The 16,318-nt window shown below is 53.7% G+C and carries 19 protein-coding genes; 5 read left to right on the top strand and 14 right to left on the bottom strand.

Annotated features, from left to right (window positions below):
• Positions 1–32 precede the first annotated feature (32 nt).
• The 8 genes from ACO6S1_RS14360 to ACO6S1_RS14325 all read right to left on the bottom strand — a co-directional run bounded on the left by ACO6S1_RS14360 (position 33) and on the right by ACO6S1_RS14325 (position 6,807).
• Positions 33–722, bottom strand: a complete 690-nt coding sequence (locus ACO6S1_RS14360; protein ID WP_422343316.1) for a DUF448 domain-containing protein — start codon at positions 720–722, stop codon at positions 33–35.
• Positions 703–2,355 (bottom strand): transcription termination factor NusA, encoded by a 1,653-nt coding sequence (nusA, locus tag ACO6S1_RS14355; RefSeq protein WP_422343315.1) that lies wholly within the window; start codon positions 2,353–2,355, stop codon positions 703–705. The genes ACO6S1_RS14360 and nusA overlap by 20 nt, the downstream gene beginning before the upstream one ends.
• A 2-nt stretch (positions 2,356–2,357) precedes the next feature.
• On the bottom strand, positions 2,358–2,921 hold the full coding sequence (rimP, locus tag ACO6S1_RS14350) for a ribosome maturation protein RimP (protein ID WP_422346200.1): 564 nt from the start codon (positions 2,919–2,921) through the stop codon (positions 2,358–2,360).
• Positions 2,922–3,064: 143 nt separating this feature from the next.
• On the bottom strand, positions 3,065–3,745 hold the full coding sequence (locus tag ACO6S1_RS14345; RefSeq protein ID WP_422343314.1) for an aquaporin: 681 nt from the start codon (positions 3,743–3,745) through the stop codon (positions 3,065–3,067).
• An 18-nt stretch (positions 3,746–3,763) separates the two neighbouring features.
• Positions 3,764–4,183, bottom strand: a complete 420-nt coding sequence (locus ACO6S1_RS14340; RefSeq protein WP_422343313.1) for a VOC family protein — start codon at positions 4,181–4,183, stop codon at positions 3,764–3,766.
• The gene (locus ACO6S1_RS14335; RefSeq protein WP_422343312.1) at positions 4,180–4,527 is read right to left on the bottom strand and encodes an ArsR/SmtB family transcription factor; all 348 of its coding nucleotides are present in this window, start codon (positions 4,525–4,527) and stop codon (positions 4,180–4,182) included. Before ACO6S1_RS14335 ends, ACO6S1_RS14340 begins: the two co-directional genes overlap by 4 nt.
• 78 nt (positions 4,528–4,605) lie before the next feature.
• The gene (locus ACO6S1_RS14330) at positions 4,606–5,580 is read right to left on the bottom strand and encodes a calcium/sodium antiporter (RefSeq protein WP_422343311.1); all 975 of its coding nucleotides are present in this window, start codon (positions 5,578–5,580) and stop codon (positions 4,606–4,608) included.
• Between the two features lie 3 nt (positions 5,581–5,583).
• Positions 5,584–6,807 (bottom strand): argininosuccinate synthase, encoded by a 1,224-nt coding sequence (locus ACO6S1_RS14325; RefSeq protein ID WP_422343310.1) that lies wholly within the window; start codon positions 6,805–6,807, stop codon positions 5,584–5,586.
• A gap of 90 nt (positions 6,808–6,897) precedes the next feature.
• Here ACO6S1_RS14325 and ACO6S1_RS14320 point away from each other — a divergent pair, with 90 nt between their 5' ends.
• Positions 6,898–7,329 carry a DUF1801 domain-containing protein gene (locus ACO6S1_RS14320; protein WP_422343309.1) on the top strand — a complete coding sequence of 144 codons (432 nt, stop codon included), beginning with the start codon at positions 6,898–6,900 and terminating at the stop codon, positions 7,327–7,329.
• Here ACO6S1_RS14320 and ACO6S1_RS14315 read toward each other — a convergent pair whose 3' ends face one another.
• From ACO6S1_RS14315 to ACO6S1_RS14305, 3 genes are read right to left on the bottom strand one after another with little or no spacing between them, the layout of a single operon-like run.
• On the bottom strand, positions 7,330–8,568 hold the full coding sequence (locus ACO6S1_RS14315) for a class I SAM-dependent methyltransferase (protein ID WP_422343308.1): 1,239 nt from the start codon (positions 8,566–8,568) through the stop codon (positions 7,330–7,332).
• A 33-nt stretch (positions 8,569–8,601) separates the two neighbouring features.
• Complete coding sequence (locus ACO6S1_RS14310; RefSeq protein ID WP_422343307.1) at positions 8,602–9,363, bottom strand: molybdopterin-dependent oxidoreductase; 762 nt, start codon at positions 9,361–9,363, stop codon at positions 8,602–8,604.
• Positions 9,356–10,159 carry a cytochrome b/b6 domain-containing protein gene (locus ACO6S1_RS14305; RefSeq protein WP_422346199.1) on the bottom strand — a complete coding sequence of 268 codons (804 nt, stop codon included), beginning with the start codon at positions 10,157–10,159 and terminating at the stop codon, positions 9,356–9,358. The genes ACO6S1_RS14310 and ACO6S1_RS14305 overlap by 8 nt, the downstream gene beginning before the upstream one ends.
• 116 nt (positions 10,160–10,275) lie before the next feature.
• On the opposite strand from ACO6S1_RS14305, the gene ACO6S1_RS14300 reads away from it, so the two are divergent.
• A complete protein-coding gene (locus ACO6S1_RS14300; RefSeq protein WP_422343306.1) occupies positions 10,276–10,665 on the top strand; it encodes a RidA family protein in 390 nt (129 codons plus the stop codon).
• A 10-nt stretch (positions 10,666–10,675) separates the two neighbouring features.
• On the opposite strand, the gene rlmN is transcribed toward ACO6S1_RS14300, so the two are convergent.
• Positions 10,676–11,923: a 23S rRNA (adenine(2503)-C(2))-methyltransferase RlmN gene (rlmN, locus tag ACO6S1_RS14295; RefSeq protein ID WP_422343305.1), complete on the bottom strand. Its 1,248-nt coding sequence runs from the start codon at positions 11,921–11,923 to the stop codon at positions 10,676–10,678.
• Between the two features lie 121 nt (positions 11,924–12,044).
• Between rlmN and ACO6S1_RS14290 the strand changes: the two genes are divergently transcribed.
• Positions 12,045–13,175: a hypothetical protein gene (locus ACO6S1_RS14290; RefSeq protein ID WP_422343304.1), complete on the top strand. Its 1,131-nt coding sequence runs from the start codon at positions 12,045–12,047 to the stop codon at positions 13,173–13,175.
• A gap of 6 nt (positions 13,176–13,181) precedes the next feature.
• Here ACO6S1_RS14290 and ACO6S1_RS14285 read toward each other — a convergent pair whose 3' ends face one another.
• Positions 13,182–13,676, bottom strand: coding sequence for a hypothetical protein (locus ACO6S1_RS14285; protein ID WP_422343303.1), 495 nt, complete (start codon positions 13,674–13,676; stop codon positions 13,182–13,184).
• On the bottom strand, positions 13,673–14,326 hold the full coding sequence (locus ACO6S1_RS14280) for a histidine phosphatase family protein (protein WP_422343302.1): 654 nt from the start codon (positions 14,324–14,326) through the stop codon (positions 13,673–13,675). Before ACO6S1_RS14280 ends, ACO6S1_RS14285 begins: the two co-directional genes overlap by 4 nt.
• Positions 14,327–14,578: 252 nt before the next feature.
• Between ACO6S1_RS14280 and dnaN the strand changes: the two genes are divergently transcribed.
• Both dnaN and ACO6S1_RS14270 read left to right on the top strand, forming a co-directional pair.
• Positions 14,579–15,694: a DNA polymerase III subunit beta gene (gene dnaN, locus ACO6S1_RS14275; protein ID WP_422343301.1), complete on the top strand. Its 1,116-nt coding sequence runs from the start codon at positions 14,579–14,581 to the stop codon at positions 15,692–15,694.
• 186 nt (positions 15,695–15,880) lie between these two features.
• Entirely contained in the window at positions 15,881–16,315 is a 435-nt protein-coding gene (locus ACO6S1_RS14270) for a hypothetical protein (protein WP_422343300.1), read from the top strand.
• The last annotated feature ends 3 nt before the right edge of the window (positions 16,316–16,318 follow it).

Below are 16,318 nucleotides of genomic sequence, written 5' to 3'. Positions count from 1 at the left end.
TCAATATCTTAACTGATCAACTTACAATCAGTTCACGCAACCTTCTTCTCCGCCTCGCTGCCGCCATCGACTTTATCACATCCGATAAAGCGACACCATCTATCCAGCATGTGCGATATTCGCCCCGCTGCGCGCTTGTCGGTTATTCCGATATGCACGACATTTTGACGGCCCAATGCCACAGAAAGGCCCTGTCGGTCCACCGGCAATATCTGACCCCGGACATCCTGTCCTTCACGGTCGCTGCCGACGCGCCAGGCCTGATCCAGTTTCGCCGACCCGTCACGGCCTGCATCAGCGGCATGCAAGAGCATGTTCAAATCGCCCTGCCGTGCTGCCGTTTCGATCTTTTCGGAACCGGTTAGGAGCATCCCGCCGCGCGATTCCAGCCCTAACCTGTCTAATGTGGCGCGTTCCAGCGCTTTTTCAACCTGTTCGGGCAAATCATCGGGAATAGCGAGTTTTCCGGTTTTAAAGGCGCGGGCCAATGCGCCTTTCAATGCGCCCTTGGCCTGCGCTTCTTCCAATGCACTGCGATTGACACTGATCCAAGCACCCCGGCCGGGCGCTTTGGCGCGGACATCGGGGGCAATTGTGTCATCGGGGCTGAGCGCCAGACGCACCAATGCTTCCTGAGGAAGACTTTCCCCAGTCAATATGCATTTACGGTGTGGTGCGCGATCTAAAGGTTTAGAAGGCGTCTCATTGGGGAGCTTCCGCATTAGCGTCCTCCCCTGTTTCTGACTCCGCCGCTGGTGCAGCTTCGGCTTCAGCATCCGGAGCCGCCTCTTCCTCGTCTTCGAACCAGTGCGCGCGGGCGGCCATGATAATCTCATTGCCCTGCTCTTCGGTCAGACCATATTGCGCCAGCACGCCATCGGGCTCCGGCTTGCGATTGTCGTTGCGACGGCGCGGTTCGGACTTGCGCTTCAAGACCAGCTCGTCGGTCGCCAGATCGGCAACATCGTCGAGCGTCTTGAGACCTGCCTTGCCCAGAGTCACCAGCATCGCTTCGGTCATGTAAGGCAGTTCGGCAATGGCATCTTCGACACCCAGCTCGGTACGCTCTGCCTTGGCAGCTGCCTCGCGGCGCTCCAATGCTTCCAGCGCGCGGCTTTGCAGCTCGGCTGCCAGTTCATCGTCAAAGCCTTCAATACTCGAAAGCTCTTCGGGAGCGACATATGCGACTTCTTCCATTTCGCTGAAGCCTTCGGCAACCAGAAGCTGCGACAAGGTTTCATCCACGTCGAGATCTTCCTGGAACATCGCGGTGCGGACGGCAAATTCGGCCTGACGCTTCTCGCTGCTGTCGGCTTCGGTCATGATGTCGATGGCCAAACCGGTCAACTGGGACGCGAGACGGACATTCTGTCCGCGGCGACCAATGGCCAGGCTCAGTTGATCATCAGGAACAACCACTTCGATGCGGCCTTCTTCCTCGTCGATCAGCACGCGGCTCACCGTTGCCGGCTGCAGCGCATTCACCACGAAGGTCGCGATATCGTCGGACCATGGAATGATGTCGATTTTCTCGCCCTGCATTTCCTGCACGACGGCCTGAACACGGCTACCCTTCATACCCACACAGGCACCGACCGGATCGATCGAGCTGTCCTGGCTGATCACACCGATTTTGGCGCGGCTGCCGGGGTCACGGGCGGCGGCTTTGATTTCGATAATGCCGTCATAAATTTCAGGAACTTCCTGTGCGAACAGGAGCTTCATGAAATCAGGATGGGCGCGGGACAGAAATATCTGCGGCCCGCGGTTTTCGCGGCGGACATTCATGATCAGCGAACGGACACGGTCGCCAACACGGGCGGCTTCGCGCGGAATTTGCTGGTCACGGCGGATAACGCCTTCGGCGCGGCCCAGATCAACAACCACATGGCCGAATTCCACCGATTTCACGACGCCGGTGATGATTTCGCCAGCACGGTCCTTGAATTCTTCATATTGCCGCTCACGCTCAGCGTCGCGGACTTTCTGAAAGATAACCTGTTTCGCGGACTGCGCATCAATCCGACCGAGATCAACAGCAGGCAGCGGATCAACGATAAAGTCACCGACCTTGGAACCTTTTTCAAGCTTTTCAGCCTGCTTCAGGTCAACCTGCTTGAAATAATCCTCAACTTCTTCGACAACCTCAACCACACGCCACAAGCGCAAGTCGCCGGTTTGCAGGTCGAGCTTGGCGCGAATATCATTCTCGGCGCCGTAACGGGCCCGCGCAGCTTTCTGGATCGCCTCTTCCATCGCCTCGACCACAATGGCCTTGTCGATCATCTTTTCCGATGCAACCGCATTGGCAATTGCTAGCAATTCAGCCTTATTCGCAGAAATGGCACTGGCCATGATTAGTCTTCCTGTTCTTCGTTTAGAGGTTCTTCTTCAATTTCATCCGCGCCATCGGCAGTAACCGGGATGGTCGCAGCAATCAGGGCGTCGGTCAGAATCAGCTTCGCGCTATGCACGTTGTCGAGGGTGGTCGTTTGACGCCCCGCCTTGCGATCGTCAATCGCTATTATCTCACCATCTTTGCCTTCAAGCAAGCCGCCCAAAATTCCTCGGAGCTGTTTCTTGCCCGAAACCGCCTCGATCAGATTGATCCGCGCCTCGTGCCCGGCCCAATTCGCATAATCTTTTGCGCGGGTTAGCGGGCGGTCAATACCGGGCGAGCTGACTTCCAGCCGATAAGCTTCCTCGATCGGGTCACGGCCCGCTTCTTCCAGCTCGTCAAATTTCGCCGAAATACGGCGCGACAAGGTTGCACAATCGTCAATGCCAAGCTGCCCTGTTTCCGGACGCTCTGCCATGATCTGCAACGTGGGCTCATCCGCGCCGGAGACAAACTGCACGCGCACCAGCTCAAAACCCAAAGCTTCCGCTTCCGGTGTGATCAGGTTCATAATGGCAGTCATATCCGTCAAATCTTGCTCCAGTCAAAATGCAAAACTCTTTCGTGCCGGCCCCGTTTGGCGCCAGCCCCTTCAAAATCTCGCAATGTTGGGATGACTGCTATTTAGGGACTGATTCCCAAATTTGCAACGCCTTAATTTTGTCCCTAATCCTGGACCGCCAGCAAAGGCGCAAACAGCCAGCGTGTAACCATCCATGCCAAGGCCGCACCGGCAAATTGGGCGGCGACAAATCCGGCCACATCCAGCGGTGCGATTCCGGCAAAGCTGTTAGAGAAGGCCCGGCCCACGGTGATGGCCGGATTGGCAAAGCTGGTCGAGCTGGTGAACCAATATCCCGCCGAGATATAGAGCCCTACCGCCGGGGCCACCCAATCGGGGCGAAAGCGCACTGTACCCAATATCGTAAACAGCAACCCGAAAGTGGCGATCAATTCTCCGAGCCATTGGCCGCCGCCGGTTCGGGTTTTCTCGCTCAGCTGGAAAACCGGCAATTCAAACATCACATGCGCCGCCCAAACCCCGATCAGACCACCGATCAGTTGCGCAATCACAAACAAAACGCCAACTTTCAGTGTCAGTTCTTTGCGCAAGATCATGACGAAGGTGACTGCCGGATTGAAATGCGCTCCGGATATCGGCGCCAATATGGCGATCAGCACGAATAATATCGCACCGGTTGCCAGCGTATTGCCGAGCAGTGCAATGGCGACATTTCCGCCTGCCAGATTTTCGGCCATGATCCCGGAGCCGACGACGGTGACAAACAGGAAAAACGATCCCAGTGCTTCGGCGCCGAGCTTTTGCGCCCTTGAAAAACCCCCCATTTTTGCCGTCCCCTGGCTTCAGCAGCAACTTGCGCTGGCTTCACTCTGTTTCAGGTTCGGCGGCTTCCCATAGTGAGTCACCTGCCCGTCCGTGTGGAAAACTTCCCAGATCAGACCGTCAGGGTCGCTGGTCCAGTTTTTCTCCGATGACGCGTAACAACAGGTCGTTGCGCCTTCTTCGAACCGCGGACCGGCGGCATCCTGCACCCGTTGATAGGCTGTCTCCAGCTCTTCGAGATTTTCTGCCTGCAGGCCAACATGGGCGATGCCTGTTTGGTCGCTGGCGGGTTCAATCGAAAAATTGATATACGGGTCGTCCAGCATCCATTTGATATAATCGGGTTTCACGACGGCAGGCTTCTCGCCAAATAGCTTCGCGTAATAGGCCCGGGATTTTTCGAGATCCGATACTTTCAGGTTGAGGTGAAATCTTTTCATGCGCCTTGTCCTTCCATACATGTTTCGGCCGCGTCTGCGGGCAGGCAGTCGTCGCCCGCGCAGCAATTTTCCAAGAGAAACGCCATCAGCCGGTTCATCGCCTGAAAATCGGCGCGATAGATGATCGAACGGCCGTCTCTTTCGTCACTGACCACGCCGCCATTTTTGAGGTGCGACAGGTGAAAGGACAGCGAGCTGGCCGGCATATCGAGCTTTTTCGCGATTTGCCCCGCTGGCAATCCGCTACGCCCCGCCTGCACCAGCAAGCGGAATATCGCCAGGCGATGCTCCTGCGCCAGAGCAGAGAGGGCATTGACGGCGGTGTGGCTTCGAATCGTTTCCATATTTCCAGTAATATCGAAATATAAACGCCGAGTCAATCTCCGCGGCCCTTTCGTAACCTTTAACAGCCTGAAAAGGGCTTAAACAGCCACCACATTGTAAACGAGCTGTACAATATAAATGATCAGGAGGACCGCCCCCTCCCACCGCGTTATCCGCCGCCCGGTAGCAGCAAAGATCATCAGCAACACAGACGTAGCGATCAACAATGGCAGGCCATAGTTGGTAATCTCACCGGGGATAGTTCCCGGCGCAATCACTGCGGTAACGCCGCCAATCAGCAGCAAGTTGAAGATGTTCGAACCTAGCACATTGCCAAGCGCAACCGCACTCGCGCCCTTGTAAGCCGCGATGACCGAGGTCACCAGTTCCGGCAGGGAGGTTCCGATAGCGATGACCGTCAGACCAATGACAGCCTCGCTCATGCCGATCAAACGTGCCAGATCAACAGCGCCCTCAACCAGCCAGCGGCCTCCAGCAACGATCAGCACGATACCGCCGACAAGGATGAGGATGGAGCGCCAGAGCGGCTCTTCATCATGCAGATGGGTATCTGTCACCTCAAGCGACTCTGCCTTTTCATGCAGCGCGCTTGCTCCGACGGGTTGGGTCCGTTCGGCCCAATAGGCATAGCCAAGATAGATGCCGAGAAGGCCCAGAAATGCTAAGCCAAAGATCATTGAGGTCCCTGTTGTGCTTGCGACAAGCCATAATAGGATCGTCGCGACAAGCGCTAGACCGCCATCGCGCCACAAAGGGCCGCGAGGAACCACCATCGGCAGGATCAACGATGCTGTGCCCAGGATCAGCAGACTATTGGCCAGATTCGACCCGACGACATTGCCCCAGGCGATACCAGGCGATCCCGCACGCGCTGCTTCCACGCTGGCAACCAGCTCAGGTGCAGATGTACCAAAGCCGACAATCGTGAGACCGATAAGCAATTCCGACATGCCTGCCCGCTCGGCTACCCGAACGGCACCGCGCACTAACAATTCGCCACCGACAATCAAGACGACGAAACCGACGAGCAACGTTAATAGGGAAATCAGCAAGAGCTAGCCTCTGCGTTTGCCGAGCAGCCGCAGCCGCAGGGCGTTAAGTTTGATGAAGCCTTCCGCATCTTTCTGGTCATAAGCGCCAGCATCATCTTCAAAGGTCACAACATCTTCGCTATAAAGATTATAATCGACATCGGCCCTGCGACCAACCACATTCACCGAACCCTTGTAGAGCTTCAACCGCACCGTTCCGGTGACCCGCTCTTGGCTCTTGTCAATCGCGGCCTGCAACATCTCACGCTCTGGTGCGTACCAGAAGCCGTTGTAAACCAGTTCCGAATAGCGCGGGGCCAGCTCATCCTTCATGTGCATCGCACCGCTATCAAGTGTCAGTTGCTCTATCCCACGATGCGCCGCGTGATAAATTGTACCACCGGGCGTTTCATACATGCCGCGCGATTTCATACCGACAAAGCGGTTCTCGACCAGATCGAGCCGGCCGATGCCATGCTCCCGGCCGTATTCGTTGAGTTTTTCCAGTAAAGTCGCCGGGCTCATGCCTTGCCCGTTAACCGCAACACCATCACCATGTTCGAAATCAATCGTGATATATTCAGGCTTATCGGGCGCATCTTCTGGATTATTGGTCCGTGAATAGACATAATCCGGCACTTCTTCCCAAGGGTCCTCCAATATTTTGCCTTCGGAGGATGTATGCAGCATATTGGCATCAGTCGAGAAGGGCGCTTCGCCGCGCTTATCTTTAGGGACGGGAATCTGGTGCTTTTCAGCAAATTCGATCAATCTTGTACGACTAGTCAAATCCCATTCGCGCCATGGTGCGATCACCTTAACATCGGGATTCAGGCCATAATAGCCCAGCTCAAAGCGGATCTGATCGTTGCCTTTGCCGGTTGCGCCGTGGGAGACCGCATCTGCACCTGTTAGCTTCGCAATTTCGATTTGACGCTTGGAAATCAGCGGTCGCGCTATTGATGTGCCGAGCAGATATAAGCCCTCATAAAGAGCGTTGGCGCGCATCATCGGGAATACATAATCTTTCACGAATTCTTCGCGCAGGTCATCGATGAAAATATGCTCTGGCTTCACGCCTAACATTTCTGCGGTCTTGCGCGCTGGGCCAAGCTCTTCGCCCTGCCCCAGGTCGGCAGTGAAGGTGACCACTTCACAATTATATTCCTGCTGCAACCATTTCAGGATAACACTGGTATCAAGGCCGCCGGAAAAGGCCAGAACCACACGTTTTACGGAATCGGTCATTCTCATACTTTCAAAAAAGGAATAGCGGCGCGCCTAACAGGCTGAAACAGCCCGCGCAATATGATATGCAGCTGATAGGAGGATAGAAACGTGGCAAAAACACAGGTGAAAAACAAAACTGCCCCCACAGAGGCAGATGTACAAACTTATCTTGATGCTGTGACACCCGAATGGAAGCAGGAAGACGCCAAGACCATCGCTGCAATGATGGAAAGGCTTTCGGGTCATAAGCCGAAAATGTGGGGACCCACCATGGTTGGCTATGGCCAGTATCATTATGTCTATGACAGCGGCCGCGAAGGGGACATGATGCGCACCGGATTTAGCGCCCGCAAGACCGCTCTCACGCTCTATTGCATCGGCGGTTTTCAGGATAAGGAAAAACTACTGGCGAAACTGGGCAAACACAGTCTTGGCAAAAGCTGCTTATATGTAAAACGCTTGTCCGATATTGATCTGGATGTGCTTGAAGAAATAATCGTTAAGGACCTGGAATATATGACAGAAAAATACCCCGAGTAATCAGCCTTGCAGTTGCTTTTCCGTTTCTCCGATATAGTCCCGCGTCAATGGCAGCGTATGCCGGTTTCGGCTAAACTGAATCTGGTAATTGCACATGCTGCCGCTTTCAAACGCAGCCGTCGCTCCAGCCAGATAGAATGTCCACAGCCGGAAAAACCGTTCATCATATAGTGCTATAATCTTGTCTTGGTTCGCGACCGTCCGCTTGTACCATTCCCGCAAAGTCAAAGCATAGTGCAGCCGGAGCGTCTCAATATCTGTGGCCATCAGGCGGAAATGTTCACTTGCCTCGACCGTCTCACTAAGCGCGGGAATATAACCACCGGGGAAGATATATTTGCGAGTGAAGGCATCGGTTGTTCCCGGCTTTCCCATCCTGCCAATCGTATGAAGTAGCATCACCCCCTCATCCGTCATCAGGTTCGCGACACATCGGAAAAAGGTTTTGAAATGCGGCGTGCCAACATGTTCAAACATGCCGACAGACACAATCCGGTCAAACTGGCCCGCTTCGCGTTCGGCAAGATCGCGATAGTCGATCAGCTCAAATTTGACTTTATCAGCTACGCCTTCTTTTTCCGCGCGTTCTTGCGCAACTTTCAACTGTTCTTCGCTTAGGGTGATGCCTAGCACTTCAACGCCAAATTTTTGGTGCAGATAGAGCGCCATCCCGCCCCAACCGCAGCCAATATCGAGCACACGCTGCCCCGCTTTCAAGTCCAGCTTAGCGGCAATATGGGCTTTCTTGTCCAGCTGTGCCTGCTCCAGTGTATTGTTCGGGTCCGTCCAATAGGCACAGCTATATTGCATGTCCGCATCGAGGAACAGTTCGTACAAATCCCGGCTGAGGTCATAGTGATGCGCGACATTGGCTTTGGACCGGCTTTGCCCATTGATCCGATCCAGACGGCCTGCAATCAGGTTTTTTGCTTTCTTGAAAGCACTCGGATCACTTAATCTGCCCCCACGCTCCCAACGTCGGTTGGCGCGGAGCAATTGAATCAATTCCATGATATCGCCCTGCTCTACGATAAGACGCCCGTCCATGAACGTTTCCGCCGCCCCCAGACGCGGATCAAGCAGTATCTGACGCATAACGCCTTTGTCGGCGAGACGCACGACAACATCGGGAAAGCCAGCTTCCGGCTCTCCAAATTTTTCAGTTGAGCCGTCGGGGTGATTGATGACAATCGACCCTTTTTTAACAACGCTCCCTAAAAAGCGACCCAGAATGGACATTTATGTTTTTCCTTTAGCACAAAATATCCCCCATCAAATTCCTGCATACCATTCGTAATTGGCGACATCTTCCCAATATCCGCCCTTGCCTAAACCGATATTGTCCAGAGAAGCGACCGCTTCAATCCCGGTGACATATTTGGCATGCTTATACCCCAATTGCCGCTCAACGCGCAGCCGCAAGGGCGCCCCATTTTCGATTGGGACAGCCTCACCATTCAGTCGATGAGCCATAATCGTTTGCGGATGAAATGCGTCGAGCAAATCGATACTTTCGTAATAAGGTCGACCGCCGAGCCGATCTGCGCAGTGAAATACCAGAAACTTTGCCTTGTCCTGCAATAGGGCCAGATCCAGCAGCAATTTAAGCGGCACGCCAGTCCACTGACCAATCGCGCTCCAACCCTCAACACAATCATGCCGGGTGATCTGGGTACGCTGCGGCATGGACTGTAGCGCCGATAGCGAGAAACTCTGCGGCTTGGCGAACAGACCCGTAAACCGCAATTGCCAGTCGGCAAAACCCTGCGCTGCGCTGGCTGCATAATCTGAAGTCCCCGGGTCACGGGTTCCGTTCGCCCGGAATTTGGGAGAAAGATCGGCAACCGTATATTCACTGGCCAGTTCCATCCGGTCGCCCAGCGCACGTTGCACCAAAAAATTGGCGTCCTCAGCACTGGCAAGAATATTCTGAAAGCCCGGACTGCGACTAAGCGCATCACAACCGCTCAGCAGTCCGCCTGCACCGAGAGCAGCGCTGGTAATCAAAGACCGCCGCGTTAGTAATTTACGCATCACCATCCCCTTTCCTTTTGCCGCCCGCGATCATAGCCCAGGTTTGCTTGAATGGACCGGCCAACAGCAAGGTCATCATATGAACCATGAAAAACAGCAGCAAAAGAAACATACCGATAAAATGGAGCGACCGCGCCGATTGCCGCCCGCCGAACATGTCGGTCAGTAAAGGCCAATTCGCATCCATCGCCGGTGACATCGCCAGTCCGGTAAAAATCATCAATGGCAATAAGATAAAGATCACCACGACATAGCTGATTTTCTGAAGGCTATTATAGATATTGACGGCACCGGGCGTATGAAACCGCAACCGCATGTGGTTTTTCACATCCCGCCAGATATGGGACGGACGCCATTCTGCGCGAGTGATATGCAAATCTTTTTGTACATGCCGATTGAACAAAGACCGGATCATGAAAAACGCCAGTCCGACACTAAAAATCCAGGCAAAAAAGAAATGCCAGCGCCGACCCTCAGCCAGGCTGTAATAAGACGGAATGGTCGCCCAGCCCGGAAACGCCCAAGTTTGCACCTTGCCTTCGCTGTCCCGCCAATTGCCAATAAACCCAGTGGTGTCGATCTTCGTCTCACCGACCCGCACATAGCCTATTGTCTGCGAAGACCCGACCGCTGCCCAGGCATAATCGTCATTGGCCCCATATTCGCCCCAATATAGACGGGGATGCGCGTTGAAAATCGTCAATCCACTCATGATCAAAACTAGCAAACACAATGCATTAATCCAATGCCAGAGGCGAGTGGTCAACCGATGGCGCAAAGGCTTTCTGTTTTGCATTTCTGTCATTGCTATTGTCATTCTAGACAGTTGTTCGACAAAAGAAAGTTAGTCGTTACACTGCACAATAAGAAAGATAATAGGCGATCGCCAATATCGCGCCTTTGGAGAAATTTATGACTCAGAATAGTAAGGTCATTCAGATCAATCCCGACCCACTCGCTCCCTACGCGATTGCGCCGGGCTGGCGGGTTGGTGATTTGCTTTTTCTGTCTGGACAAGCGGCCATCGACGAAGCTGGTAACATCATCGGCGCTGATGATTTTGATCAACAGGTCGCCCAGGTCTTTGCCAATATTGATCGCGTACTGGCCGCCGGTGGCAGCAGCAGGGACAGGATTGTCAAAGTCACGATCTATTTGACCGACATGGCCAATTTCCCGAAAATTGTGGAAGCGCGAAAACAATATTTCTCGCCGCCCTACCCCGCCGACACAATTGTTGAAGTCAAGGCCCTGGCGATACCCGGATTGATGGTTGAAATTGACGTAATAGCAACCGCTTAGAGCGGATCGCTCAACCCAAAGCGGCTTGCTTTTCTTCGGCCAACCGGTCCAGTTCAGCGCGACTTTTCTTTTCACTGGCAGATTTGAGCTGACCGCAAGCAGCCATGATGTCGCGGCCGCGCGGCGTGCGGACGGGCGCGCTAATTCCGGCATCAAAGATGATCTTGGAAAAGGCCTTGATCCGTTCTGGCGCCGAACATTCGTAATCGGAACCGGGCCAAGGATTGAACGGAATCAGGTTGACCTTGGCTGGCAGATCATATTGCCGCAACAAGTTGACCAACTCACGCGCATCTTCGTCGCTGTCATTCTTGTCTTTCAGCATGACATATTCAAACGTTATCCGCCGGGAATTACTGGAACCAGGATAATCGGCACAGGCTTGCAGCAGTTCCTCAATCGAATATTTGCGGTTGAGCGGCACGATTTCATCGCGTGTTTCCTTGTTCACGGCATGGAGCGAAATCGCGAGATTGACATTTATCTCTTCGCCAGCCCGCGCAATCATGGGCACGACGCCACTGGTCGACAAGGTAATCCGGCGACGCGAAAGAGCCAGGCCGGAGCCGTCCATTACGACCTTCATCGCATCCCGTACATTCTCGAAATTATAAAGCGGCTCACCCATGCCCATAAGCACAATATTCGTCAGCAGGCGTCCGTCAGACTTATAGGCCTGATTATATTCTTTGGTATTCTCCGCCTCTTCTTCATCGGCAAAATCCATCACGCCCTTGGGCCACTCACCCAAAGCATCGCGGGCCAGCATGACTTGGCCGACAATCTCGCCGGGGCTGAGGTTCCGCACCAGCCGCATCGTGCCTGTGTGGCAGAACCGGCAATTGAGCGTGCAACCGACTTGCGACGAAATACATAAAGTCCCGCGATCTTCGTCGGGGATGAAGACCATCTCGTAATCTTGATTGTCAGCGGACCGCAGCAACCATTTGCGCGTTCCGTCTTCCGACAAATGGGCCTCGACAATTTCCGGCCGTCCAATAACAAACCGCTCTGCCAGCCAAGGGCGCAAAGTCTTGCTCATGTCGGTCATTACAGCAAAGTCATCAATGCCGCGATGATACATCCAGTGGAATAATTGCTTGGAACGCAGCTTGCCTTGCTTTTCCTCCAGACCGGCTTCGATCAACACGTCCCGGATTTCAGCGACGCTCAGACCAATCAGGTCAACGCGCCCGTCTTCACGAGGCGTGACTTTGGCGGGAAGCGGGACAGGATCAATATGGCCGGGAATCTGCATGGGAGCGCATATAGGGAGACATCAGACGAAAAGCTAGCTGCGATAAAACACCCTGCATGAGGGTAATGAAGGCAAACAAACCGCTATGGACAGCGTTGAGGATCGCGAATAACAAAAATCTATGCGATATATTTTATCAGCCCTAATCGTCCTGAACTTGGCAATATCATTGGTCCAACCGGCCACCGCGCAGACTGCGCCTGCTCCCAATATTTCTTCAGCACCGGTATTTGTGAAACCGAAACCAATCGATGCCGACGCCCCCCTTATTGAACAGCAGCGACCTGAAATACTCGATTTAGACATTCCCGCTGCAAACCGCGCTGATCTGTCAACCTGCCGTGCTGACGCTACTTATCAGTTGAATGATGTCGTCAAAACATGCTGGCCTCTGTTGCAGGCGGCCAAGCTATTTACCCGTCTCGATTTTGCGGCTTATGAAACGAAAGAAAGCCTTCGACGAAGCAGAAAAGATATAGCCGAAAACAAAACTAAGGCGCTCGAACTTGCAACAGAATTAGTCACCCTTATCGGAGAACCAGAGTTCCCGCTGGAACATTACTATCTGATGAAAAGCTATGAAACCAAGGGCCATTTGCACAAAGCCCTTGGTGAGTTTGAAATGGCGCTTGAAGCAGTCGACAAACGAATTGCCCTGCTTATCGATATGCCGGTTTATGACATGGAGTTTCATCTTGCTTTTGCCCAACATAATCGGTCCGAGTATCTTTTGGAATTAGGCCGCCGTACCGAAGCCCGGCAAAATTTCGAGGCGGCCTTTCCGTTACTGTTCACTGCTTCTGGATATAAAAACGGCTGGCCGATATCGAACCACAGTGAAACAATCATCATCGATGCGCTGCGCTCTGACGATCACGACTTCGCTCTGGAGGCGGTTAACCGCTATCTGACGGCGACCGAGAATATGGAGAAAGGAATGCAATTCGGCCTCACCGACCATATTGACCTTAAGTTATATATTCTGGCTGGGCGCGGAGATGTGGAGGAAGTCGTCGCCCTCATCAACGAACGCAACGCACAAAATGCTGATCGCTACTCATTATGCCCCAACAGCGACCGATATTTTCCGTACGTCCTCGCTCCTCTCCATAAAAATCCGATAATTGCAGACAAACTCTCGGCCATGAAATGCAGTGTGAAATCTCTCGCCAAAGTCGATGATGCTGCGATCAAAGGAATTTTTGACTATGACGGAACAACCCAGCTTCTGCCTCCACGGTCAGAACCTTAATCGGTTCTATCGGAGCCGGGAACAACCGAGCGACGCCGCATCAATTGCGGTCGCGGCACCACGGAGCAGGTAAGCGTCGACTATCGGCTTGCCATCGCGACCAGTGCTTTCGATCGTCATGCTGTTGGCAGACCGCAGCGCCGCGATAATCGCCGCGTCCATGCGTCTGTCCTGGGACCACCCGTCCGATCGATTAGCGGTAAGCTGAAACCTGCGCCCACCAATGCCGACCATGACTCGGCTATTGCTGGATCGATCGCGGCTCAGCCGCACGTGAAATTGGGCGCGAATGCTGCGTTTTGGCCAGAAACCGACCGAAGCGTAGGATTTGCGTTCTGCCTTGCCGGTAATTTCCTCTGACTCCGCGATGGCATAGCAGCGCGGGACGTTGGGATCACGAAAAGCGCCCCAGCTGTTGAAAATTCCAAGGGAATCCCTTGCTGCAATGGGCGTAGAAAACGCGGCAATGCACAGTGCAAAGAGGAACGTCAAAGCCCTCACGCCTTTTCGCCCTCTCCTGCACCAAGATGTACGATTGTTTCCACGCCATCGACAATTTGCACCATCGACCCTTGCGGCAAACTGTTCGCCATGGGCGCGTTTATCAACGCAAGTGGCGGCTGTCCGGTCAACAATCCGCGCAAGACCCGGCTTGTCATGCCATGACTGACAAGCAACATATCCTGCTCGAAGGACTGGTCCGCAATCCAAGTCGTTAGACGACTTACTATGTCCCGATAGTTTTCCCCGCCGGGCGCCTGTGTCAGGAACAAGCCCTGATCATGATCGATCTGCAATTGGCCGTTCAGGTCACTATAATAAACGCCTTCCCACTCACCCATGTCGATTTCTCTGAGGCGGGGATCAGGTGTGACCTGATGCCAGTCCATTTCTATATGCTCGCATACAACAGATAGGGTTTGCAATGCCCGGCCGGTGTCGGACGCTACGAGGTCAAGTCCAGAAAAACCATCCAGATAGCGCGCCAGCGCCCGACCCATTTCGTCGGCTTGCGCAAAGCCGCGCTGCGTCAATGGGGTATGGGCGTCATTCCCTTGAATACGACCGGCAAGATTGAAAATTGTCTCGCCATGGCGGGCAATGAACAGGCGTTTGCCTCTTGTGCTCAAATCGCTGCTTAAACTGTTCATTTCTATGATCTAATTTATCCCTGAATGGCGCCTTTGGTCGATATCTCTAGAGGGTTTAACGGCATTACGGGTTTTTTCCACAGATTTTCACCGGAATAAGCCTCCACCACTCTGGATCGGGCTTGCCCTATTGGTTGATATTGTTAATGAAGCGATGACTATCTGTGAATTGCGTGGAGTCTCCGGCTGCACCCCATCCACAGCCATTGGGGTAGAAAACATCTCTCCAGGACAGGAAATGAAGGACGGTTTATGAAAGCGACAATTGAACGCGCAGCACTGCTAAAAAGTCTGGGCCATGTCCAGTCGGTGGTTGAGCGGCGCAACACCATTCCCATCCTGTCCAATGTTTTGATCGAAGCCAGCGAAGGCGGCGGTATCAAATTGATGGCAACCGATCTTGATCTACAAGTCGTCGAAACCGTCGAAGCGCAGGTGGAAACAGCCGGTTCCATTACCGTGTCTGCCCACACGCTGTTCGATATCGCTCGCAAATTGCCAGACGGCTCTCAGGTTCAGCTTGATGCCGCCGAAGGCAAGATGAAAGTCAATGCGGGCCGGGCGCGGTTCAACCTTCAGACCCTGCCTCGCGATGATTTTCCAATCATTGCCGAAGGTGATCTGCCCACCAGTTTCGAACTGCCCGCAGCATCGCTGGTCCAGATTATCGACAAAACCAAATTCGCGATTTCGACTGAAGAGACCCGCTATTATCTGAACGGTATTTTCCTGCACGTACAGGATGAAGAGACACCGGTCCTGAAAGCCGCTGCGACCGATGGTCATCGCCTGGCCCGCGTCACCTTGCCCCGCCCTGCTGGAGCAGAAGGCATGCCGGATGTGATTGTACCGCGCAAATGTGTCAATGAGCTGCGCAAGCTGCTCGACGAGAATAGCGAAAGCAACGTCCAGATTGACCTGTCGGCCAGCAAGATCCGCTTCACATTGGGCACAGCGATCCTGACCAGCAAGCTGATTGACGGAACCTTCCCGGATTATACCCGGGTGATCCCGACCGGAAACGACAAAATCCTGAAAATCGATCCCAAGAGCTTTGCGCAAGGCGTCGATCGTGTGTCGACCATCGCTACGGAAAAAACCCGCGCGGTCAAGATGGCGCTGGGTGATGATAAAATCACGCTTTCCGTCACTTCACCCGAAAACGGGACTGCAGCGGAAGAAGTCCCCGGGTCCTATAAGGAAGATGCCTTCGAAATCGGCTTTAACTCACGCTATCTGCTCGACATATTGGGCGAGATTGAGGGCGATAATGTAGAACTGCACCTCGCTGATGCCAGTGCACCAACGCTTATCCGTGAGAATGACAAAAGCGCAGCGCTTTATGTACTGATGCCAATGCGAGTGTAAGTGCGTTCAGGCACGAATCCCAACCGCCGCATTCCGTCTTGTCAGGTTTGCAAACGCCTCGACTTAGCCGCTCTAAGCTAAGCTCAAGATGACGATTTTGGCCTGTATTTGTGACGCTTAGTCATTTGCAAAAATCAATGCTGGCCATGTTTTCTTCACCCGATTATAGCGCGTCGGGCGTTCATCATGACCCGACATCGAACATTCTTTCGGTCCACTAAGGACAGTATTCCCGGGCATCTGCTGGCCTTATTGGCGCTGCTGCTCAGTGCGCTGGCGCCGCAAGGTTTTATGCCCACTCAAATGGCCAATGGGTTTTCGATTAAACTCTGCTCGGGCCATGCAGATACGACCCTCGCCATTACGCCGGATCATCCCGATTATGAGCTTCTGTCGCTGGTTTATGACAGCAACCAAGATGGCGGCGAACCAGGACCGCAAACAGAAGCGCCGTTGTGCGATTTTGCCGCTGGGTCGACGACCGGACTGACTTCGGCGGCTAGCGATATCACGGTGGCTATCCTTGCCCCTCCGATCCACATTCCAGATAACGCAAAGCGCTTCGCGATCCGCAACCGGATCAATATTCCGCCAGCCACTGGTCCACCTGTTACAGTCTGACTT

This window comes from Parasphingorhabdus sp. (assembly GCF_965233695.1).
GTDB lineage: Bacteria > Pseudomonadota > Alphaproteobacteria > Sphingomonadales > Sphingomonadaceae > Parasphingorhabdus.
This window is presented reverse-complemented; position numbering and strand designations above follow the sequence as displayed.